Here is a 20,748-nt window from a genome sequence, read left to right on the forward strand (position 1 = left end):
GCGGCCGTGTTGAAAAACTGGGGAGCGGCGATCACCTGCGCCGTCGCGCTGTGTTCGTTCCCGGACACCGCGTCGGCGCAGCCGAGCAGTCCGGTCGGCCTACCCGGCACGGTCGGCGCCGACGTGCGCCTCAAATTGGAGCGCGACGGCAAGCTCACCGTGACGGAGGTCGTCAGCGTCCCCGAAGGCAGGACCGCCAAGCGGGTGGTTCCGCTACGCATCGCCGTGAGCGACACCCGGGACCGGGTGTTCGAGGTCAGCGGCGCGTCCGTCCAGGGCAAGGGCGCCACCACGGTGTCCTCCGACGAGCTGACCATCGCGCTGGAGCCGGGCACCTCCACGGTCACGTACGCCGTGGTCGGCGCGGTCGCCAAGATCGGCGACACGTTAGAACTGCGCTGGCAACCCGCGAGTGGCTGGGACACCGCGCTGGACTCGGTGAAGGTCTCGGTCATCACGCCGGATGCCCCCAAGTCGGTCAACTGCCTGGCCGGCGCGCCCGGCACGTCCAGACCGTGCACGACCGCGGAGCTGGGCGACGGCCGCGGCGTGCGGGCCACCGAAATCGGCCTTCCCACAGGTGAGCGTATCGATGTGGCGGTCGGCCTGCAGGACGGTGCCGCGCCCGCGAACGCCCGGATCGAGGAAACGTCGGGGCTGGCGGCGGCGTTCGCGCTGACGCCCGTGACCGGGGTGGGGCTGGGCGGCCTCGTCGTGTTGTTGTTGGGCGGCGTGCTGCTGCTCTGGTACCTGCGCGGCCGGGACGCACGGGCGTTGGCGAGCGAGGTCGGGCCGGTGAACGTGCTGGTGTCCGACGGGACCGGGCGGGTGGCGTTCGCATCCCCGGACGGTGTGCTGCCGGGCCAGGTCGGGACCGTGGTGGACGAGCACGTCGACGTCGTGGACGTGACGGCGACGATCGTGGACCTCGCGGTGCGCAACTACCTGTGGATCGAGGAGGTCGGCGGCTCGGACTGGCGGTTCGTCCGGCGCAATCCGGCGGACCCGTCGCTGTCCGGTTACGAGCGGGCGGTGTACTCGGCGCTCCTGCCCGACGGGGTGGACGCGGTGCTGCTCTCCGAACTGCGTGGTCGGCGGATCGACCTCAGCCGGGTGCGGGACGCGCTGTACGCCGATGTGGTGGCGAAGAACTGGTTCGTGCGGCGGCCGGACTCCGAGCGCAGCCGGTGGTGGTGGGCCGGGATCGGGCTGGCGATGCTGGGCGTCGCGCTGACCGTGGTGTTGGCGCTTGTCACCGGGCCCGCGCTGTTCGGTCTGGTGGTCGTCGTCGCGGGTGGCGCGCTGGCGCTGGGAGCCCGGACGATGCCGGCCCGGACCAAGCGGGGCAGTGCTCTGCTGGAGCACGTGCGCGGGTTGCGCGGGTACCTGGGTTCGGCGACTCTCGGCGACATTCCCGAAGCCGATCGGGAGATGGTGTTCTCGCGGTCGCTCCCCTACGCGGTGGTGCTCGGTGAGACCGAGCGCTGGCTCGGCGCCTTCGCCGGCGGCCAGTCCGGGCTGTACTGGTTCGGTGAGGCCGAGCAGGCCGGTGACCTGCGGCGATTCGCCCAGCGGTTCCCGACTTTCCTGGGTGCGGTGGACGGTGTGCTGGCCCAGGCGGGGCACCTGAGGTCGTTGCGCGGCTGACGTTCACCCGATAGTGATCTTGCCCTTCTCGAACCCTTGTTCGATGATTGACCTGTCCGACCACACAGCTCCGATGGGCAGCGGAGCCTGGTGGGAAGGGCGCCTGCCGAGGTCTCGGCAGGCGGGCTAACGGTCGGTTCGCGGTGGGCGGACACGGACGTTGCTCCGGGCAGGCCACCTGCGGTCCTCGCGGGGGTGGAAACCCGTAGGCTGCGTCCATGGCGCTACCCGAACTGCACAGGTTCACGCTTCCCAACGGCCTGCGGGTGGTGCTCGCCCCAGACCCGAGCGCCCCGGTCGTCGGGGTGAGCGTGCACTACGACGTGGGATTCCGCTCGGAGCCGGAAGGCCGGACAGGGTTTGCGCACCTGTTCGAGCATCTCATGTTCCAGGGCAGCGAGAGCTTGGAGAAGCTCGCGCACTTCCGGCACGTGCAGTCCTCGGGCGGCACGTTCAACGGGTCGACCCACCCCGACTACACCGACTACTACCAGGTTCTGCCGTCCGCTGCGCTGGAGCGGGCGTTGTTCCTGGAGGCGGACCGCATGCGTGCGCCGAAGATCACCGAAGAAAACCTGCGGAATCAAATCGACGTGGTGAAGGAGGAAATCCGACTCAACGTGCTCAACCGGCCGTACGGCGGGTTCCCCTGGATCCTGCTGCCGCCGGTCCTGTTCCAGACCTTCCCGAACGCCCACAACGGCTATGGAGACTTCACCGACCTGGAAAACGCGACGGTCGACGACTGCGCGGCGTTCTTCGACACGTACTACGCGCCGGGGAACGCGGTGCTGACCATCGCGGGCGACTTCGCACCCGAGGCCGCCAAGGGGCTGGTGGAGAAGCACTTCGGAGACGTGCCCGCGCGTCCCGTGCCGGTGCGGCCGTCGTTCGCGGAGCCGGCGCCGAAGGGCGAGCTGCGCGCCGAGCACACGGACAAGCACGCTCCGATGCCCGCCATCGCGATGGGATACCGCATCCCGGACCCGGTGAGCGAGGTGGAGGGCTACCTGGCTTACCTGGTGCTGGCGGGGGTGCTGACCGACGGTGACGGTTCGCGGCTCCAGCAGCGGCTGGTGCACCGGGACGCGATCGTGGTCGACGTGGGTGCCGGGTGCGGGCTCTTCGGTCCGTTGGAGGCTCGCGACCCGGACACGTTCAGCGTCACTGCGATCCACCCGCCGGATGTCACGGCCGAGCAGGTGGTGGCGGCGGTGGACGAGGAGCTGCTGCGGCTGGCCGAGGAAGGGCCGACGGAGCAGGAGCTGGCGAAGGTCACCGCGCGGTGGGTGTCGACCATGCACCGCGAGCACGACCGGCTGACCAGCCGCACGCTCGGGCTGGGTTCGGCGGAGCTGCTGTTCGGGCGCGCCGAGCTGCTGTACGAGCTGCCGGACAAGCTGGCCGCGGTCACCACCGACGAGGTCGCCGCGGCGGCCAAGGCGTTGCGGCCGGACTCGCGGGCCGTGCTGGTTCTGAACCCTGCCGGCGCGGACGGCGCCGCTGCTGACAACGGAGGTACCGAGTGAGCGCCCCGACGACGCACCGCAGCGCCGAGGAGATCGGCCGCACGGAGCTGGGGCCGCGTCCGCTCCCGGAGCTGGGCGAGCAGCGGGCCAGCGCCGACCTGTCCACGGTGGACACGGTGCTGGGCAACGGGCTGCGGGTGATCGCGGTGCGCCGGTCGTCGGTGCCGCTGGTGGAGGTGCGGCTGCGCGTTCCGTTCGCGGACCCGGCGTCCTCCAGCGTCGGCTCGACGCACGCGGCGCGGGCCGAGGTGTTGGCCAACACGGTCCTCACCGGCACTGCCACGCGCAACCGGGTGGCGGTGGACACCGAGCTGGCTCTGGTCGGCGGCGAGCTGGACGCGGTGGTGGATCCGGAGCGGCTGGCGTTCTCCGGCAACGCGCTGGTGTCCGGGCTGGGCACCGTCCTGGACGTGCTGCGGGACGTGCTGACCGGTGCGGTCTATCCGGCCGAGGAAGTCGAGCGGGAGCGGGCGCGGCTGGTCGAGCGGATCCGGCTGGCGCGGTCGCAGCCGAACGTGATCGCGCGGGAGGCGTTGCAGAAGCACCTCTACGGCGACCACCCGTTCGCCAAGGAGATGCCGGAGGCCGAGGAGGTCGCGGCGGTCACGCGGGACGAGGTGCTGGCGCTGCACGCGTCGGCCGTGCTGCCGCGGGGCTCGGTGCTGGTCGTCGTCGGCGACGTCGAGCCGGACGCCGCCGTGCGGGCCGTGGAGGGCGCGCTCGGCGAGTGGACCGGTGAGGGCACCGCGGTGTCGCTGTCGCCGTTGCCGGTGGTGCGCGGCGGGGATGTGCGGCTGGTGCACCGTCCCGGCGCGGTCCAGTCGCAGATCCGGCTGGCCGGGCGAGGGCTGGTGCGGACCGACCCGCGGTACCCGGCGCTGCAGATCGCGAACCTGGTGTTCGGCGGGTTCTTCTCCTCCCGGCTGGTGGAGAACATCCGGGAGGACAAGGGCTACACCTACAGCGCGCGGTCGCACCCGGAGTTCACGCCGGACGGCGCGACGCTGCTGGTGGACGCCGACACGGCGAGCGAGGCCACGGCCGCCGCGCTGCTGGAGACGCGGTACGAACTGGGGCGGCTCGGGCTGGTGCCGCCGTCGGAGTCCGAGGTGGACACCGCGCGCCGGTACGCGATCGGGTCGTTGCTGACCGCGACGTCGTCGCAGGGCGGGCTGGCGTCGTTCCTGGTGAACCTCGCCGGGCTCGGGCTGGGCCTCGAGTGGTTCACCGGGCATCCCGAGCGGTTGGCGGGTGTCACGGTGGAGCAGGTCGCCGAGGCGGCGCTGGAGTTCTTCGCGCCCAGCGCGTTCACCGGGGTCCTGGTCGGTGACGCGGAGCTGCTCGCGCCGCAACTGCGGTCGTTGGGCGGGGTCAGCCTGCCGTGAGCTTCGAGCTGGTGGAGCTGCCGGCCCTGTCGCGGTTCACGGTGGACCGGCGGGAGCTGTTGCGCAACGACGCGGAGCGGCTCGGGCAGCTATGGCCGAAGGCGCGTGTCATCACGGTCGACACGCGTGGTCGGACGTTGGTGGCCGACCGGGCTTCGCGCCTGGTCGACCGGCCCGCCACCGAGTTCGGTGACGGGCCGCCGGACGACGCTGTCCTGCTCGGCGAGCAGGACGGTGTCGCGTACTGGGCCGTTCCGCTGGCGGAGGACGAGACGGACGTGGCCGCGTCGTCCGGCCGCGCGTGGTTCGCGGTGGAGCCGACGGACGAGCCGCAGTGGCTCGACCTGAGGGCGTGCGGCGCGTTGCTGGACGACACCGGCGCGGGGTTGTTCACCTCGGCGGTGGCGTTGTTCCACTGGCACCGGTCGGCGAAGTTCTGCGCGGTGTGCGGTGGTGGCCAGGAGTCCGCGAAGTCCGGGTGGGCGCGGGTGTGCTCGCAGTGCGGGCGTGAGGAGTACCCGCGCACCGACGCGGCGGTGATCTGCCTGGTGCACGACGGCGCGGACCAGGTGCTGCTCGCTCGTGGCGAGGGGTGGCCGGAGGGGCGGTACTCGGTGCTGGCCGGGTTCGTCGAGGCGGGCGAGTCGCTGGAGGCGTGTGTCGCGCGGGAGATCGAGGAGGAGGTCGGCGTCGGGGTGAGCGACATCCGCTACCTCGGCAGCCAGCCGTGGCCGTTTCCCCGGTCGCTGATGGTCGGGTTCCAGGCGGTGGCCGACCCGGCCGAGCCGCTGCGGCTCGCCGACGGGGAGATCGCGCAGGCCAAGTGGGTCAGCCGGGCCGACGTGCGGCAGGCGCTGGAGGTGTCGGGCAGTGTGCCGGACCTGCTGCTCACGCCGGGCGCGTCGATCGCGTACCGGATGATCCAGTCGTGGGCGGCCGTGGACTAGAGCAGTTCGCTCCACGGCACGGTGCGGGTGATGTCGGCGTAGCTGTGCCAGGTGATCTCCGGTAGCGCCGCGTGCAGTGCGGGCAGGTCGATGTCGGTGCCCACCTCGGCGAAGTATCGGAACATCGCGGCCAGGTCGGACGAGTGGCGTTCCACCACCTCCAGCGGCGGCTGGTGGTGGTGGATCGGCCTGCCGGTGGCCGTGGTGAGGATGTCCGCCATCTTCGCCGGGGTGAGGGCTTCGCCGGCGAGGTCCAGGCGCGTGCCGGCGAAGCGGTCCGGCTGTTCGAGGGCGAGCACGGCGACGGCGGCGATGTCCGCGACGGCGACCAGGTGCAGTGCGCGGTCCGACGGCATGGGCAGGGCCAGGGCGCCTCGGCGCAGGCCGCTGAGGGTCCACTCGCCGAACTTGTCATCGATGAACGCGGCCGGGCCGAGGATGGTCCAGGGTACGTTTCCGCTGGTCAGGTGTTCCTCGATGCGGTGCTTGCTGTCGAAGTGCGGGATGCCGGTGCGCCGGTCGGCGTTCGAGGCCGAGGTGAACACGATGTGGTCGGCCTCGTGCGCTGCGTCGACCAGCGCGATCCCTTGACGGACCTCGGTGTCCGGGTCGGTGCCGAACGGCGTGGTGACGGCGAAGACCGAGCGGACGCCGTGCAGGGCCTCTTTCAGGGTGGCGGGGTCGTCGAAGTCACCTTGGGCGACCTCCGCGCCGGCGGCGTGGAGTCGGTGTGCGGCAAGGCTTTCGGGGTTTCGGGTGAGGGCTCGGACGGGGTGGCCCCGGTCGAGCAGGAGGTGGGCGACCGCGCCGCCTTGGGCTCCGGTCGCGCCGGTCACCAATGTCAGTTCCATGAGCAAAGGTTGACAGTGAAAATGTTCTGGAGTCAAGTGAGTTGGGTAGGATGCCGTTGTGGAACGGTATGAGCCGAGCGACGCGCTGCTGGCGTGGCTCTACGTGCAGCAGGGTGTGGACGCGGTGCGCGTCGCGATGAGCGAGCGGGTGGAGGCGGTGGCCGGCTGTTCGCTGCTGGAACACGAGGCGATGTACCGGATCGGGATGAACGGGCGGCTGCCGATGTCCGAGTTGTCCGAGTTGCTCGCGGTCAGCCCGAGCGGGGTGACGCGGCTGGTCGAGCGGCTCGTGCGGCGTGGCTGGGTGGAGCGGTCGCAGCCGCCGGAGAACCGGCGGGTGGTGTACGCGGCGCTCACCGAGGAAGGGCGGCGGGTGGTCACGGCGACGACCGGACCGACGTATCGGGCGGCGGTCGCGGAGGAGTTCGCGGGGACGTTAACCGACCGGGACCTCGCCGACCTCAAGCGGATCGGGCGGAAACTGTTGGAGGCACACGGGAAGTGGGACGCGCAGCGGTTCGCGCCGAACTGAGCCGGGTTGGGCCTCGAGTCGCAGCGCCGCACTGAGCTGGGCGTCAAGGATCGATGCGGTCCAAGGCTGCGCCGTCCCAGGTCGTCTGGGTGCACGCGACGCCACGGCCGTTCTTGGGACGCAGCACGTCGTAGATGTGCATCCGCGGGATCTTGTCGGACACGCCCCAACCGCTCGGCCACGTGATGACCCAGTCCATGTCGAGGTCCACCAGCAGGCCCAGCATCCTCGCGATCGTCGGGTCGTCCAGCCGCTCGAACGCCTCGTCCAGCAGCACCAGCCGCAGTGGCGAGAAGTCGCCGCTCACCGCGTCGTAGAACGACGCCGCCGCCGCGAACAGGGTCACGTACGAGATCAGCCGCGTCTCACCGGACGACAGTTGCCGCAGCCGCCGCTCCCGTGGGTTGCCGTCGGGACCGGTGTCGGCGACGGTCACGGTGAACTGGTGCCAGGTGCGGTAGTCCAGGGCACGCGACAAGATTTCCGCGTAGCTGCCGGAGTGCGAGTCGCGTTCGGCCTCGATGCGTTCGGTGAACACGCGGCGCAGGACGGCGTCCTGCTCGGGGTTCCGGTCGGCGTACGGCAGGCGCACCAGTGCCAGCGCGTCGCGTGTTTCCTCCTCCAGCGACGCCGACGGCTTCCACGCCAGCTTCACGTGCACGCCCTGGCTGGAGCGGGCCCGGCCGAGCACCTCGTTCATCCGCTTGCACAGGTCCTCGGCCACGGCGATCTGCCCGCGCAGCCACTCGGCGAGGTCCCGGATCAGGTAGTCCGCGAAGATGTTCTGGTACCGCTCGTCCAGGAATCCCCGCTGCTCGGCCAGTTTCTCCGTCACCTGACGGGCCGCGACCGCCACCGGACGCGCGCCCTCCTCACCGGTCACGGTCACCGTCAGCAGGCCCTCGTGCTGCTCGGCGGCGATGTCGTGGCTGCCCGCCAAGGACGTCTGGAGAGCCTGGAGCTTGGTGATCACCGTCGCCTCGCCCGCGCCCCGCCGGTCGGACATCGCCAGTGCGGCGCGCACCGACTCGACGTCCTCCGGCACGTCCGGCAGCGCAGCGACCAGCACGCCGGGCGCCTGGACGGTGGCCTTGAAGTGCTCGACCGCCCGCACCCGCGCGTCTTGCGCGGACATTAGCTGTTCGGCGGTCGTGTCCAACTGGGCCGAGAGCTTCGCGGCCTGCTCACGAGCCGACGCGACGCGTTCGCGGACTCCCTTGAGCTCGTCCCGCATCTCCCGCCGGGAACGCTCCGCCGCGGAGAGCTGGTCGGCGATCTCCCTCGCCTCCCCGCCGATCGCCTCGGTCAGCTCGGCCAGCGTGCCGGCCTGCGTCGCGTAGTCCACGCACCGCGCCTCGGCGTCGGACTCGGCGGCCACCCGGTCGTCCACCGCCGCGTGGTAGCGGTGGGCGGCGTCGGTCAGGTCGGCCACCGTCGACCGGCACTGCCTGCGCAGCACGTCACCCAGCCGGTCGGCGGTGCGCTGGGCCTCGGCGGCGGCGCTCTGGGCTTGGCGGAGACCTTCGGTGGTCGCGGGCAGTCCGGCGTCGCCTGCCTGGCGCACGACCTCGGCCTGCGCCGCCGCGCCGCGGGACTGCGCGGACTCCAGTTCGGCGCGCAACTCCTCGGCACGGCGTGCGGCGCGGTCGGCGGACTCCTGCGCGGCTTGGAGGCGGCCGTGCTTGGCGACGAGTTCGCGGTCGGCGGGGAACCGGTCCAGGTGGGATTCCCACTGCTCGACCAAGGCGTGCGCGGCGGCGAGTTCGGCCTCGGCCTGGCCGAGTTCGGTGCGGAGGGCGGCGAGTTCGTCCTCCAGTTCGGCGATGCGGCGCTGACGGGCGGCTTCGCGGGCACCCGCGCCGATGAACTCGGCGGCGTCCTTGTGCCACGCGCCGGTCAGGACGCCCGCCTGCCAACGGCCGTCGAGGGAGACGGCGAAAGCGCCTTCGTCCAGGGAGACGGACGCCAGCAGGGACGCCACGACCTCGGCCGGCACCGGGGAACTCGGCTCGACGGCAGGGACCAGCACGGATGCGAGGGACATGCCCGCCACCGGCTCACACGGCACCGCGACGACATCACGCGTCGCACCGCCGGCGCCCCGAGCGCCGCTGACGCCGGGGACACCGCTGAGGCCGAGGTCACCGCTGACGCCGCTGCTGACGCCGGGGACACCGCTGCCACCGCTGCTGACGCCGAGGTCACCGCTGACGCCGCTGCTGACGCCGGGGACACCGCTGCCACCGCCGCTGTCCACGTGGTCGCCGGCCATGGCGTCGACCGCTGCCCCGGAGTCCACCGCACCCGACGCGGTCACCCACGCGTCGAGCAGCCCGCACGCCTCCAGCGCCGCCTCCAGGCCCGCGCGTCGCGACTCGTCCACATCGTCCTGGAAGTCCACCAGCCGGTAGAACGGCGAGCCCGCCGCCGGATCCCGCGAGGCCACCGCGAACCGACCCCGCTCCGGCGCTCGGGCCGTGCCCGACCGCAGTGCCGCCAGCTCGGCGTCCAGCGCGTCGATCGTCCCGTGCAGCTCGCCCCGCCGCTGCGCGACACCGTGCGCGGCCTCCCGAGCCGACGCCATCAGCGGACCGACCCACTCCCGTGCGGCGGACGTCAGTTCACGGGCGGCGGCCGGATCGACCGACGCGGGCAGTGCCAGACCGGTCTCGGGCTGCCCCGGGCCCGAGGACTGCCAGGCGCGGACGTCGTCCAGCCACCGCAGGGCGACCTCGGCGAGTTCCTGCGCCTCCTGGTTGCGCAGCGCCGCCGACTCGGTCGCGGCGTGTTGCGCGTCCCGTGCGGTCTGGCGGAGGGTGTCCACCTTGCGTTGCGCCGACTCCAGCTCGTCCGCCTGCTGGTGCAGCGCCAGCGCCAGCGCCCCGCGTTGACGGGCCAGCGAAGCGATCTCCGACGTGCGCTCCGCCGCCGGCGTCAGGTCCAGGTCGGCCGACGGCGGTGGCACGCGGCGTTCGATGGGCAGCGGTTCGGCTTCGGGGTCGGGCTTGGCGCGGACGGACTCCGTGCGTGCTTCCGCGTCGACGACCGACACCCTTGGCACGTCGGGGACCAGCGACGCGTCCAAGCCGGCGGCCCGTAGCTGGTGGCGCAGCGGCTCGACCAGTTCCTCCGCCGCGCCCAAATCTTCCGCGAGCCGGCGCAGCAGCCGCAGCACGCCGTCGACCGCGCCGTCCTCCTGCAACCGCTGCTTGTTCGCCATGTCCAGCGCGGCGACCGCCGACGAGCGCTTCTCCTCCACCAGCTTCTCGCGCGTCTGCAAGTCCTGGAGGTCGCGGAACGCCGGCAGCTCCTTCAACGCGCCGATGGTCTCCTCGGCCTGCTGCTCGCCCGCCTCCAGCGACACCAGCGAGTGCTCCGCCGAAGCCCGTTCCGCCAACGTCTCCGACAGCGACGCGGACAGCTTCGCCGACGAGCGTTCCAGCTTCCGCACCGCGTCCTCGGCCGCGCCCAGCCGCTCCGCCGACGTCCGCAGACCGCCGAACGCGTAGTCGGAGTACGTCTTCAGGAACGTCCCGAGAGCCGCGTCCGCCGACGACAGCCGGACGATGTTCTCCCGGATCGACTCCAGGTCGTCGAACGACGTCGCGAGCTGCTCCACCATCGCCTGGTCCAGCGGCGGCAGGGCGTCGGACAGGATCTGCTCTAGCTGCCCTTCCAGCACCTTCAGACCGACGTCCGGGTTGCGCAGGGTCCGTTGCAGGTGCAGCAGGTCGCCGTAGCGCGCGCCCGGCACGCCGTACACGGTCTCGGCGATCTTCGCCCTGAACGCGGCCTCCTCCAGCACACAGTCCGCGCCGATCAGGTCACGTAGCTGCGCCGGGCCGAGGGGTGTGCGCTCGGCGCCGACCAGTTGGAGGTCGTGGCCCACGCGTCGGGCGGTGACGAAACGCCACGAGTCGGTGATGGCCTGGGAGGTCTTCGACGCCTTCACGCCCAGGCCGCACGTCAGGTACTCGCCGTCGCGGACCAGCTCGACCCACGCATACCCGATCCGGTTCGGGCCGCCGTCGTAGTCGTCCAGCATCAGGCGGCGCAGGCTGACCGTGTCGAAGCCCTTCGAACCCACCTGGCGCAGGTCGCCGTCCAGGCACAGCGGCAGCAGCAGTTCCAGCGTGCGCGACTTGCCGGACCCGTTGGTGCCCTGGAAGATCGCGCGGCCACCCGAGAAGTCGAACGTCTGCTCGGTGTACTGCCAGATGTTGACGATGCCGCCGCGGTGCAGCCGCCACCTGTTCACACGTTCTCCTCATCAAACAGCGACCAGCTAGGCACCACGACCGGTTGCTCCACTTCACGTTCCGGGTCGCCGTCGGGCACGGGTATCCACCGGTGCGCGGCGGCGTCGAGCAGCCACCCCTCGTCGGCGCGCACCGCCAAGCCCATGCGCCGCAACAGTTCCAGCACCTCGTCGGCCAGCCGTTCCAGGTCGTCGGTGAACTGCTTGGACCACGCCGTCGGGTAGTCCTCCACCAGCCGCGCGCACACGGAGACCAAAGTCTCGCGCACGACCGGGTGCCGCCCCGCGACCGGCTCGTCGGACACCAGCTCCGGCAACGCCAGCAGCGCGATCCGCGCCACCGTGGACGTGCCGGGGAAGTACAGGTCGGTCAGGTAGTCCTCCGGGTCGGCCGCCAGCACGCCCTCCGCACGCGACTCCGTGTACAGCCCGAAGAACGTCTCCAGCAGCACGGACTCCTTGCGTTGGTTGCGCCGCAGCCACTCCGCCTGCTCGGCCGGCAGGTTCGCGTACAGCACCACGGGGTTCTCCACCAGCTTGCGCCGCACCGCGTGCTCCACGCCGCGCGGTCCGGGCCGGGCGGCCAGTTCCACCAGGCGCTCCCGTGACGACGCCTCCGCCACCGGGCCGGTCAGTAGCTGCCCGAGCAGGTCCGTGTCCACCGTGATCAGGGCCTCGGTCTGCATGTCGACCGTGCCCTCGGTCTCGTGCAGCACACCCTGCGACACCAGGTGCCGCAGCGCCGCCGTCAACGCCCGCCGGTCGGTCACGTCGTCCACGACCTCGATGCCCGCCTCCACCGCCGCCGCACGGATGTCGGACACCAGCCGGGACAGCAGGGTCTGCCGCCCGATGCCGGTCAGCACCGCCATGGTCAGCGCCACGTACGCGTAGCCGCGGGGTGACATGCCCAGCACGCCACGCGTGTCGTCCGCGCCGGGGCCTGCCTTGTAGAGGCGCGCGAACCGGCGTTCGACCACCAGCCGGTAGCCGAGTTGCCGCGCGAACAGGTCCTGGAGCACGAAGCGGTGCCGGTACACCAGCGTCAGCAGCTCGCCGTCCGGGCCGTCGGCGCGCAGCAGCGGCCGGCGCAGCAGGGTGCGGGCGCAGCGCACCACGTTGGCGGCGTCGATGTCGGAGAGGTCGTCGAACATCAGTCGAGCACCAGCGTCGAGTCGTGCAGCGTCAGCGTGCCCGCGTGCGAGTGGATCCGGGTGGACCGGCCGGCGGCGTGTGCCACGGTCACCCGCAGGCCGCGCACCGGGTCGGTGGCCGAACCGGAGTCCGCCGCCGTGTCCCGTTGCGCCATCGCCAGCGTGAGCAGTTCGCACAGCACGCCCAAAGCCTCGCCGGACAGCCTGGTGGTGCTGAGATGCGGCGCGGCGGCGGCCAGTTCGGCGACGGAGGCGGCGCGGCGTTCGTCGGCTTCGCGGGCTTCGGCCAGGAGGGACTGCTCGGTCATCGGGTCGTCCAGGATCTTGGACGTCCGGCCGCGCGCGCCCCGGTCGCCCCGGCTGCGCACGCTGACCGGCACGTCGTGCACCGGACCGTCGCGCCACGACGTGCGTTCGTTGTCGCTGTCGTGTTCGGGCGCGGGGGACAGGTGCCGCGCCGAGTACAGGCCGAAGGCCGCCGCGTACAGCTCGTGCGCCTCGGCTCTGGTGCCGGAGTCGAACCACGCCGCGAGCTTCAGCAGTTCGGCCCGACGGCCGGGGAGCAGGCCGCCGCCCGAGGTGGCGCGCTTCACCGACGCCAGGAGCGAGCCGATCGCCCGCGCCGTGGCGTCCCGGAGCGCCGTCACCTGGCTGGGGCGTCCGGGGCGGTCCACGAACCAGTCGGTGAGTTCCTGCCAGTCCTCCGCCGAGCGCCCGCGGGCCCGTTCCACCCGGTCGCCCAGGTCCGCGCGGCCGAGCAGCCGGAGGAGTTCCGCGCGGGCACCGGTCAGGCGGGCCAGCGCGTCGGCGATCGCCGGGGTGTGCCGGAGCACGTCCTCCACGACCATCTGGATGTACTCGACCAGGAGGTTGCGGAAGCCGGAGATCTCCTCGGGCGCCAGGTGGTGCCGGGTGACCACCTGGCCCAGGTAGGCGTAGAAGTCGCGGACCGTGGCGGCCAGCTCGGCGTGCTGGAGGAACAGCGTGGTGACCTGTTCGGCCAGCACCTCGCGCGGCCGGCGGGCCTCGCTGACCAGCGCCTCGGAGAGGGACCGGCCAAGCTGGTCCAGGCCGCGCTCCACGGCGGGCAGCAGCTCGCGGGAGACCTCGCGCGCGCCCTCGGGGACGCGCAGCAGCTCGTCCACGTCGCGCTGCACCCGCACGGCCAGCTTGGACACCTGGTAGCGCACGCTGCCGTGCTGGAACTCCGCGATGCTGGACGCCACCACCTCGCGCCGGCCCTGCACGAGGTTGCCCCACTCGACGAGCTGCCTGAGCCGGTTGATCACGTTCTCGATGCGCGACTCGCCCGGTTCGACGCGGCCCTCGCGCTCCGCACCGGCCAGCGCGCCCGCCACCTCGCCCGCCGACAGGTCGGCCAGCAGGGTGGACGTGAACAGCCGCATGATCGCCAGGTACGTGCGCTGGTGGTCGCGCGCGTCCAGGTACGCGTAGAGCTTCAAGCGGGCCGGTTCCACGGGACGCACCCTAATGCGGGCTACCGACAGCCGCGGGATACCGTGCCGGTGTGAGCGTGGGACGCGCGGTCGGGTTGTTGCTGGGCGTGGCCGCCGACGCGGTGCTCGGCGACCCCCGGAAGTATCACCCGGTGGCGGGATTCGGGCGGGTGGCCGCCGCCGTGGAGCGGAAGGTCTACCGGGACCACCGGGCGGCGGGCGCGGCGCACACCGCGACGCTGGTCGGCGGCGCCGTGCTGGCCGGGATCGCCGTGGAACGGCTGGGCAAGCGCAGCCCGGTGCTCCAGGCGTTGACCACCGCCGCCGCGACGTGGGTCGTGCTGGGCGGCTCGTCGCTCGCCGACGAGGGCACCGCCATGGGGCGCGAGCTGAACGGCGGGGACCTGGCCGCGGCTCGTCGCCGGCTGCCCCACCTGTGCGGGCGCGAACCCGCCCGGCTGGACACCATGGGACTGGCCAAGGCGACCGTCGAGTCCGTGGCGGAGAACACGTCCGACGCGGTGGTCGCGCCGTTGTTCTGGGGCGCGGTCGCCGGGGTGCCCGGCCTGCTCGGGTACCGGGCGGCGAACACGCTGGACGCCATGGTCGGGCACCGCAGCGAGCGCTACCGCCGGTTCGGCTGGGCCGCGGCGCGGCTGGACGACCTCGCGAACCTGGTGCCCGCCCGGCTGGCGGCGCTGTTGACGGCGGCGGGCGCGCCGGTCGTGGGCGGGTCGTCCGGCGAGGCCTGGCGGGCGTGGCGACGGGACGCCGCGGCGCACCCCAGCCCGAACGCCGGGCAGGTGGAGGCCGCGTTCGCGGGCGCGCTGGAGATCCGGCTGGGCGGTCGCACGGTGTACTCGCACGGGGCCGAGGACCGGCCGGTGCTGGGGCACGGGCGCAACCCCGACGCCGGCCACGTGACCAGGGCGGTGGAGCTGTCGCGGGTGGTGGGCGCCTCCGCCGCGGCGGTCAGCGCGGTGCTGGCGCTGCTTCGTCCTCGGCGAGCAGCTCGGCGACGGACTTCCGCCTAGCCCTCGGCTCGGTCAGCGCGCCGCCGGGACGGGCTTCGCGCACCGTGAAGTACAGCCAGCCGCCGAGGGCCATCACGCCGAAGGCGATCCACTGGAGCGCGTAGGAGAAGAACGGGCCGGCGTCCAGCTTGGGCAGCGGCAGGGCTTCCTCCACCCCCGGCTGGCCCTCGGTGAGCTGGAAGTAGCCGGGGCGGAGGTCCATGCCCACCGCGCGGCCCACCACGGCCGGGTTGATCGCGTAGACCTCGCGGTGGCCGTCCCGCTCGATCGCGTCGCGGTCGTCGGACTCGCCGGCGCGCACCATGGCGACGATCGTGACCGTGTCCCGGGGGACCGGTTTCAGGTCGGGGACCTTCAGGCCGTTGACCGGGCGGACGTAGCCCCGGTCGACCAGCACCGTGGGGCCGCCGTCCAGCGCGAACGGGGTCAGGATCTCGGACGCCGCCTCACCCTGGACGGTGCGCAGGCGGGCCACCGCCTGGCCCTCCGGCAGGTAGCGGCCGGTCATGGTGACCCGGCGCCACTCGTGCTCGGCGTTGGACTCGTCCAGGATCTCGGCGACCGGCACGGGGTCGGTGCGGACCGACGACGTGACCGCGTCGTTCTGCGCCGCGCGCTCCTTGTCGCGGCTGAACTGCCACGGGGCGAGCAGCGTGAAGCACGCGCCCGCGAACACCCAGACCGCCAGCGTCAGTGCCAGCCAGCCCGGCCGCAACAGAAACCTCAACCGCACCCGTCCACGGTAAGCCCTAGGCCGTGGTGACCCGCACCCGGTCGAACCTGGCCACGAAACCCGGCCCGGTGGGTGCGGCGGCCATCACACCCGCGAGCGTCGCGACGTCCGGCGGGAAGTAGCCGAGGCGCAGCATGGTGGTGGGCTCGGCGCCGTCCAGGCCGTACCGGACGGTCACGGTGTCGCCTTCGCGGGCGGCCGAGACGGTGACCCGGGACACGCGGCCCGCCGGGACCACCGACCAGTCCGAGAAGTCGCGGGTGACGACCGTGCTCACCTGGAACTCGTCGTCCACCAGCTCCACCCCGGCCTTGATCCAGTTCCGGTGGTCGACGCGGAGCGCGATGCCCGCCTGGTCGTACTGGGTGGCGTAGTCGGCGGTGAAGGACGCCACGAGGGTGAAGTCGCCGGTCAGCGGCACGCCCAGCAGGTGGCCGGTGTCCCGGTCGAAGCCGTAGTGGGTGGTGCGCCAGAAGTCGGTGTCCGGGTCCGTGGTGATGCTCAGACCGCCCTCGTCGGACCAGGAGGCCGGTTCGTTGAGCCACTGCCAGTCGTCGCGGTCGAACGCCTCGATCCCCATCGCTTCATCATGGCAGCGCCCGGGCGGCGGACAAGGCCTCTCCGCGCGCGTCCGGCGGCGGTCACAGCCGTTCGCGCACCCACGCCAGCAGGCCGGGCACGGCGGCTTCCACCTGGGTGATCACCAGGTCGAACCCCGCGCGGTCGCCGTAGTACGGGTCGGGGACGTCCACGCCGTCCGCGTCGGGGTCGAAGGAGCGCAGGAGCCGGACCCGGTCCGCGTCCGCGCTCCGCGTCAGCGCCCGCAGGTGGCCGGAGTCCAGCGCCACCAGGAGGTCCGCGGCCAGGTGCTCCTCGGACACCTGCGCGGCGGTGTGGTCGGACCGGTACCCGTGGTCGGCGAGGGACTTCGCCGCACGGTGGTCCGCCGGCTCGCCGACGTGCCAGCCGCCGGTCCCGGCGCTGGACACCGTGACAAGACCACCCAGGCCCGCCCGGTCCAGGTGCTCGCGGAATATGATCGCGGCCACGGGGGAACGGCAGATGTTGCCGGTGCAGATGAAGGAGACGTGCAGGGTCACGGCAGGCGAGTCTGCCAGGTTGCGCGCTCTGGGTGAGGGTGCCGGACGTCGCGTCCGGGACGCCTGACCATCGAATCGACCGGCTCGTTGGGGGATCGATGTCAGGCGTTGTCGGCGTGCTGTTGCTGCTCGTCGTGGGGTTCGCGGCGTTCGCGGCCATCTCGCTGTGGCAGCGCTCGTGGCCGGAGACGCCCGCGTTCGCCCGGCCCCGGCCGTCCGTGCCGAGTGGTGAACTGCACGTCGACCCGAACGCCGGGTTCTTCACGGACCGGGGGTTTCTGTTCCGGAAACGCCATTTCTTCGTCGCCACCGGGTGTCCGCCGGTGCGTATCGCGGACTATCCGTCACTCGATGTGCGCAGGCGGGGACAGGCTGTGCGTATCGCGCGGGTGGGACTGCGTTCCTGGTGGTGGTTCGAAGAGGGTTTCTACCGCGAATCGGCGGGTCTGCGGCCTGCCGACGTGGTGCACCTCGTACACCACCGAGAACGTCGTGAGCAGGCGAAACGCGAGCGCGCGAAGCTGTTGGCCGAGGTGGAGGCGAACTTGCGCAAGCGTACGCACGAGTAATGTCCCGGTGTTTAGTAACGATCCCCGCTTTCTCTGCGACGATATTGTCGTAGTGAAAACTCGGGGAGAGAAACATGAGCGACCCCCTACTGCGGGACTTCGCGGCGGGTGACGCCCGACCACCGATGCGGTGGCATTGGATCCTCTGCGTCGCAGTGGTGTTGATCGCAATCGCGGCGTCCGTGCTCTGATCTCAGCGGCCTCTCAGGCGTGGCGCGCGAGGATCTGTGGTGTGCCGACCACGACCATGCCCACCATCCCCGCGCTGGCCGACGCCCTGCCCAGGGTCGAAGACGAGATCCGGAAGCTGGCGACGTCCTCCACGCTGCCGATCGTCAACACGTTCTCCGGGCGCATCACCGCCGCGGGCGGCAAGCGCCTGCGGTCCGTGGTGATGCTGGCCGGGTCGCTGGCGCTGGCGGGCGAGATCACCGACCGGGCCGTGACGGCGGCGGCCTGCGTGGAGCTGCTGCACGCCGGGTCGCTGGTGCACGACGACCTGATGGACAACGCCGTGGAGCGGCGCGGGGTGCGGACGGTGAACGCCGACTGGGGCCCCGGGCCCGCGGTGCTGGTCGGCGACTTCATGCTGGCTCGGGCCAGTCAGGCCGCGCTGGACTCGATCTCGCCGTACGCGGCGGGGAAGCTCGCGGCCGCGGTGACGGACCTGGTGGAGGGCCAGGTGCTGGAGGTGCTCGACCTCTACGACGCGCACCGGTCGCCGGACAGCGCGTTGCGGTCGATCGCGTTGAAGACCGGGGCGTTGTTCCGGGTCGGGTGCGTGCTGGCGGCCCATTGCGCGTCGGCCTCCGAGGAGGCGACCACCCGGCTGTCGGAGTACGGGGCGCACTTCGGGTTGCTGTTCCAGATCCTGGACGACCTGTTGGACCTGGCGTCCACCACGGAGCGGCTGGGGAAGCCGGCCGGGAACGATCTTCGACAGGGGGTGTACACCTTTCCGCTGCTGCGTGCGCTGACCGAGGAGCAGCGGGAGCTGCTGGCGGTGCGGGGGCGCGGGATGGGCGACGCGGAGGTGGAAGGGCTGCTGCGGGAGCTGAGAGGCGGTCGGCTGGTGGCCGACACGCTGGCCTACTGCGGTGGGCTGGCGGCGCAGACCGTGCGGGCGCTGCCCGACGTGCCGGAGTCCGAGGCGCTGGGCATCCTGCGGGAGCTGCCGCCGGCTTATCTGGCGTGGGCCGAGTCTCAGATCGGGTGACCTTCCGGCGGGTGCTCGTCGGGCGGAGGCTTCCGGCGGGTGGTCGCCGGGCGGTGGATCCACCGCGGGTGCTCGGTGGGCGGTGGGCTGCCGGTGGTGTGCCCGCGCACCGCTGGTGCCGGGGCGGGTCGCCGGTCGCCTAGACTTCCCGCGATGACCAGCCATGATTCGGGCCGGGCGCTGTTGCGTCACCACGGGGACGTCGATGCCGCTCCCGGCTTGGCCGACTTCGCCGTGAACGTCCGGATGCCCGCGCCGCCCGCGTGGCTGCGGGACCGGCTCGTCGGTGTGCTGGACGGGCTCGGCGGCTACCCGGCTCGGGCCGCCGACCTCCGGGCTCGTGAGGCGGTCGCGGCGCGGCACGGGCGGCGGGCGGACGAGGTGCTGGTCCTCGCCGGGGCGGCGGAGGGGTTCGCGTTGCTGCCCTCGCTGCGGCCTTCGCTGGCGGCGGTGATCCACCCGTCGTTCACGGAGCCCGAGGTCGCTTTGCGGGACGCCGGTGTGCCGGTCGTGCGGGTTCCGCTGTCCGCCGAGGACGGGTACCGGCTCCGGCCCTCGTCGGTGCCGGACGAGGCCGACCTCGTGGTGTTGGGCAACCCGACCAACCCGACGTCGGTCCTGCACCCGGCGGAGCTGGTCGCCTCGGTGAGCCGGCCTGGGCGCGTGCTGGTCGTCGACGAGGCGTTCGCCGACACGATCCCCGGCGAGCCGGAGTCGTTGGCGGGCCGGACCGACGTCCCCGGTCTGCTGGTCCTGCGCAGCCTGACCAAGACCTGGGGGCTGGCGGGGCTGCGCGCCGGGTACGCGCTGGGCGCGCCCGAGCTGCTCGCCGCGCTGTCGCTGCACCGTCCACAGTGGCCGGTCAGCAGCCTCGTGCTGGAGGCCGTCACCGCCTGTTGCGAGCCGGCCGCGGTCGCCGAGGCCGAGGCCTTGGCCGCGCGGTGCCGGGAGCACACCCGGTCGGCCGTGCGGGAACTCGGGGAGCTGGTGGTCGTGCCGCCGGAGGCCCCGTTCATCCTGCTGCGCGTGCCGGACGGCGAGCGGGTGCGGCACGGGTTGCGGGACAAGGGCATCGCGGTGCGGCGTGGGGACACGTTCCCCGGGCTGACCGTCGACCACCTGCGCGTCGCGGTGCGCGCGCCGGAGGAGTTCGCGTTGTTGGTGGACGCTTTGCGGGTTGTGTTGGGGGAGCGGTGAGCAGCACTGTCGGCGAGGTCCTCGCCGTGCTGGAGGCGGCCTATCCGCCGGCCACGGCGGAGTCGTGGGACGCGGTCGGGCTGGTGTGCGGCGACCGCGGTGAAGCGGTGAAGCGGGTGTTGTTCTGCGTCGACCCTGATCAGTCCACTGTGGACGAAGCGGTCGAGGTCGGCGCGCAGTTGCTGGTGGCGCACCACCCGCTGTTGTTGCGCGGTGTGAACGGTGTGCCGGCCGACGACCCCAAGGGCGCGCTGGTGCACCGGCTCATCCGCAACAACATCGCGTTGTACACCGCTCATACGAACGCCGACGCGGCTCGTCCGGGTGTCTCGGACGCGTTGGCCGAGGCATTGGGGCTGGTGGTCACCGGGCCGTTGACGCCCGCGCCCGCTCGTGAGCTGGACGTGCTCACCACGTACGTGCCGGTCGACCGGGCCACTCGGGTGTTGGACGCGCTGCACGGGGCCGGTGCGGGGACGGTGGGCGACTACCGGGATGTCGCCTGGACCGTGGACGGCGTCGGGCAGTTCCGGCCGGTCGACGGGGCTCAGCCGGCGATCGGGACCGTCGGCTCGCTGGAGCGGTTGCCCGAGACGCGGATCGAGGTCGTGCTGGACCGCGCCCGGCGTGCCGATGTGGTGGCCGCGCTGCGTGCCGCGCACCCGTACGAGGAAGTCGCGTTCAACCTCAACGAGATCGCCGGGCTGCCGTCCGACCGGGGTATCGGGCGGATCGGCGAGCTGGCGCGGCCCGAGCCGTTGCGGGAGTTCGCCCAGCGGGTCGCCGACGCCCTGCCCGCGACGGCGTGGGGTGTGCGGGCCGCCGGCGACCCCGAGCGGCCGATCCGGCGGGTGGCCGTGTGCGGTGGCGCGGGCGACAGCTACCTGGCCGCCGCCGCGCGGGCCGGCGTGGACGCCTACGTGACTTCCGACCTGCGGCACCACCCGGCGGGCGAGCACCTCGCCCGCGGTGGGCCGGCGTTGGTGGATGTGGCGCACTGGGCCGGCGAGTGGCCCTGGTGCGGGCAGGCGGCGGACATCGTGCGGGACGCGTTCGACGGTACGGTCGACGTTCTCGTCTCGACTCGCCGGACCGATCCGTGGACCGTCGGCGCGACGACCCGAACTGGAGGCCGCTGA

At 72.5% G+C, this 20,748-nt stretch carries 17 protein-coding genes; 10 read left to right on the top strand and 7 right to left on the bottom strand.

Features of this window, described 5'->3' with window-relative positions:
• Nucleotides 1-6 precede the first annotated feature (6 nt).
• From ACQPZF_RS05065 to nudC, 4 genes are all read left to right on the top strand, one after another.
• Nucleotides 7-1,647: a DUF2207 domain-containing protein gene (locus tag ACQPZF_RS05065; protein ID WP_433268765.1), complete on the top strand. Its 1,641-nt coding sequence runs from the start codon at nt 7-9 to the stop codon at nt 1,645-1,647.
• A 218-nt stretch (nt 1,648-1,865) separates the two neighbouring features.
• Complete coding sequence (locus tag ACQPZF_RS05070; protein ID WP_433268767.1) at nt 1,866-3,176, top strand: M16 family metallopeptidase; 1,311 nt, start codon at nt 1,866-1,868, stop codon at nt 3,174-3,176.
• On the top strand, nt 3,173-4,561 hold the full coding sequence (locus ACQPZF_RS05075; RefSeq protein WP_433268769.1) for a M16 family metallopeptidase: 1,389 nt from the start codon (nt 3,173-3,175) through the stop codon (nt 4,559-4,561). Before ACQPZF_RS05070 ends, ACQPZF_RS05075 begins: the two co-directional genes overlap by 4 nt.
• A complete protein-coding gene (gene nudC, locus ACQPZF_RS05080; RefSeq protein ID WP_433268771.1) occupies nt 4,558-5,508 on the top strand; it encodes an NAD(+) diphosphatase in 951 nt (316 codons plus the stop codon). The genes ACQPZF_RS05075 and nudC overlap by 4 nt, the downstream gene beginning before the upstream one ends.
• On the opposite strand, the gene ACQPZF_RS05085 is transcribed toward nudC, so the two are convergent.
• Nucleotides 5,505-6,359, bottom strand: coding sequence for an NmrA/HSCARG family protein (locus ACQPZF_RS05085; protein WP_433268773.1), 855 nt, complete (start codon nt 6,357-6,359; stop codon nt 5,505-5,507). The genes nudC and ACQPZF_RS05085 overlap by 4 nt on opposite strands.
• A 58-nt stretch (nt 6,360-6,417) precedes the next feature.
• Between ACQPZF_RS05085 and ACQPZF_RS05090 the strand changes: the two genes are divergently transcribed.
• On the top strand, nt 6,418-6,891 hold the full coding sequence (locus ACQPZF_RS05090) for a MarR family winged helix-turn-helix transcriptional regulator (protein ID WP_433268775.1): 474 nt from the start codon (nt 6,418-6,420) through the stop codon (nt 6,889-6,891).
• 43 nt (nt 6,892-6,934) lie between these two features.
• Here ACQPZF_RS05090 and ACQPZF_RS05095 read toward each other — a convergent pair whose 3' ends face one another.
• The 3 genes from ACQPZF_RS05095 to ACQPZF_RS05105 are packed head-to-tail and all read right to left on the bottom strand — an operon-like array spanning nt 6,935 to nt 13,781.
• Entirely contained in the window at nt 6,935-11,149 is a 4,215-nt protein-coding gene (locus tag ACQPZF_RS05095; RefSeq protein ID WP_433268777.1) for an SbcC/MukB-like Walker B domain-containing protein, read from the bottom strand.
• Nucleotides 11,146-12,303, bottom strand: a complete 1,158-nt coding sequence (locus ACQPZF_RS05100; RefSeq protein ID WP_433268779.1) for a TIGR02678 family protein — start codon at nt 12,301-12,303, stop codon at nt 11,146-11,148. Before ACQPZF_RS05100 ends, ACQPZF_RS05095 begins: the two co-directional genes overlap by 4 nt.
• Complete coding sequence (locus tag ACQPZF_RS05105; protein WP_433268781.1) at nt 12,303-13,781, bottom strand: DUF2397 domain-containing protein; 1,479 nt, start codon at nt 13,779-13,781, stop codon at nt 12,303-12,305. The genes ACQPZF_RS05100 and ACQPZF_RS05105 overlap by 1 nt, the downstream gene beginning before the upstream one ends.
• Before the next feature lie 50 nt (nt 13,782-13,831).
• Here ACQPZF_RS05105 and ACQPZF_RS05110 point away from each other — a divergent pair, with 50 nt between their 5' ends.
• Entirely contained in the window at nt 13,832-14,794 is a 963-nt protein-coding gene (locus ACQPZF_RS05110; RefSeq protein ID WP_433268783.1) for a cobalamin biosynthesis protein, read from the top strand.
• Here ACQPZF_RS05110 and ACQPZF_RS05115 read toward each other — a convergent pair.
• The 3 genes from ACQPZF_RS05115 to ACQPZF_RS05125 form a co-directional block, all read right to left on the bottom strand.
• Nucleotides 14,733-15,527 carry an SURF1 family cytochrome oxidase biogenesis protein gene (locus ACQPZF_RS05115; protein ID WP_433268785.1) on the bottom strand — a complete coding sequence of 265 codons (795 nt, stop codon included), beginning with the start codon at nt 15,525-15,527 and terminating at the stop codon, nt 14,733-14,735. The two genes, ACQPZF_RS05110 and ACQPZF_RS05115, sit on opposite strands and share 62 nt — an antisense overlap.
• 16 nt (nt 15,528-15,543) lie before the next feature.
• Entirely contained in the window at nt 15,544-16,107 is a 564-nt protein-coding gene (locus tag ACQPZF_RS05120) for a DUF1349 domain-containing protein (RefSeq protein ID WP_433268787.1), read from the bottom strand.
• Nucleotides 16,108-16,168: 61 nt separating this feature from the next.
• A complete protein-coding gene (locus ACQPZF_RS05125; RefSeq protein ID WP_433274438.1) occupies nt 16,169-16,621 on the bottom strand; it encodes a low molecular weight protein-tyrosine-phosphatase in 453 nt (150 codons plus the stop codon).
• A 44-nt stretch (nt 16,622-16,665) separates the two neighbouring features.
• Between ACQPZF_RS05125 and ACQPZF_RS05130 the strand changes: the two genes are divergently transcribed.
• The 4 genes from ACQPZF_RS05130 (at nt 16,666) to ACQPZF_RS05145 (ending at nt 20,748) form a co-directional block, all read left to right on the top strand.
• Nucleotides 16,666-17,196, top strand: a complete 531-nt coding sequence (locus tag ACQPZF_RS05130; RefSeq protein WP_433268789.1) for a hypothetical protein — start codon at nt 16,666-16,668, stop codon at nt 17,194-17,196.
• A 232-nt stretch (nt 17,197-17,428) separates the two neighbouring features.
• On the top strand, nt 17,429-18,412 hold the full coding sequence (locus tag ACQPZF_RS05135) for a polyprenyl synthetase family protein (protein ID WP_433268791.1): 984 nt from the start codon (nt 17,429-17,431) through the stop codon (nt 18,410-18,412).
• 153 nt (nt 18,413-18,565) lie between these two features.
• Nucleotides 18,566-19,609 carry an Rv2231c family pyridoxal phosphate-dependent protein CobC gene (gene cobC / locus ACQPZF_RS05140; protein ID WP_433268793.1) on the top strand — a complete coding sequence of 348 codons (1,044 nt, stop codon included), beginning with the start codon at nt 18,566-18,568 and terminating at the stop codon, nt 19,607-19,609.
• On the top strand, nt 19,606-20,748 hold the full coding sequence (locus ACQPZF_RS05145) for a Nif3-like dinuclear metal center hexameric protein (RefSeq protein WP_433268795.1): 1,143 nt from the start codon (nt 19,606-19,608) through the stop codon (nt 20,746-20,748). The genes cobC and ACQPZF_RS05145 overlap by 4 nt, the downstream gene beginning before the upstream one ends.

Source organism: Actinosynnema sp. CS-041913, from assembly GCF_050942485.1.
Lineage (GTDB): Bacteria > Actinomycetota > Actinomycetes > Mycobacteriales > Pseudonocardiaceae > Actinosynnema.

Coding starts and splice junctions, on each gene's coding strand:
- ACQPZF_RS05070 (WP_433268767.1), top strand. CDS start 1,866: ATGGCGCTACCCGAACTGCACAGGTTCACGCTTCCCAACGGCCTGCGG.
- ACQPZF_RS05085 (WP_433268773.1), bottom strand. CDS start 6,359: ATGGAACTGACATTGGTGACCGGCGCGACCGGAGCCCAAGGCGGCGCG.
- ACQPZF_RS05100 (WP_433268779.1), bottom strand. CDS start 12,303: ATGTTCGACGACCTCTCCGACATCGACGCCGCCAACGTGGTGCGCTGC.
- ACQPZF_RS05120 (WP_433268787.1), bottom strand. CDS start 16,107: ATGGGGATCGAGGCGTTCGACCGCGACGACTGGCAGTGGCTCAACGAA.
- cobC (WP_433268793.1), top strand. CDS start 18,566: ATGACCAGCCATGATTCGGGCCGGGCGCTGTTGCGTCACCACGGGGAC.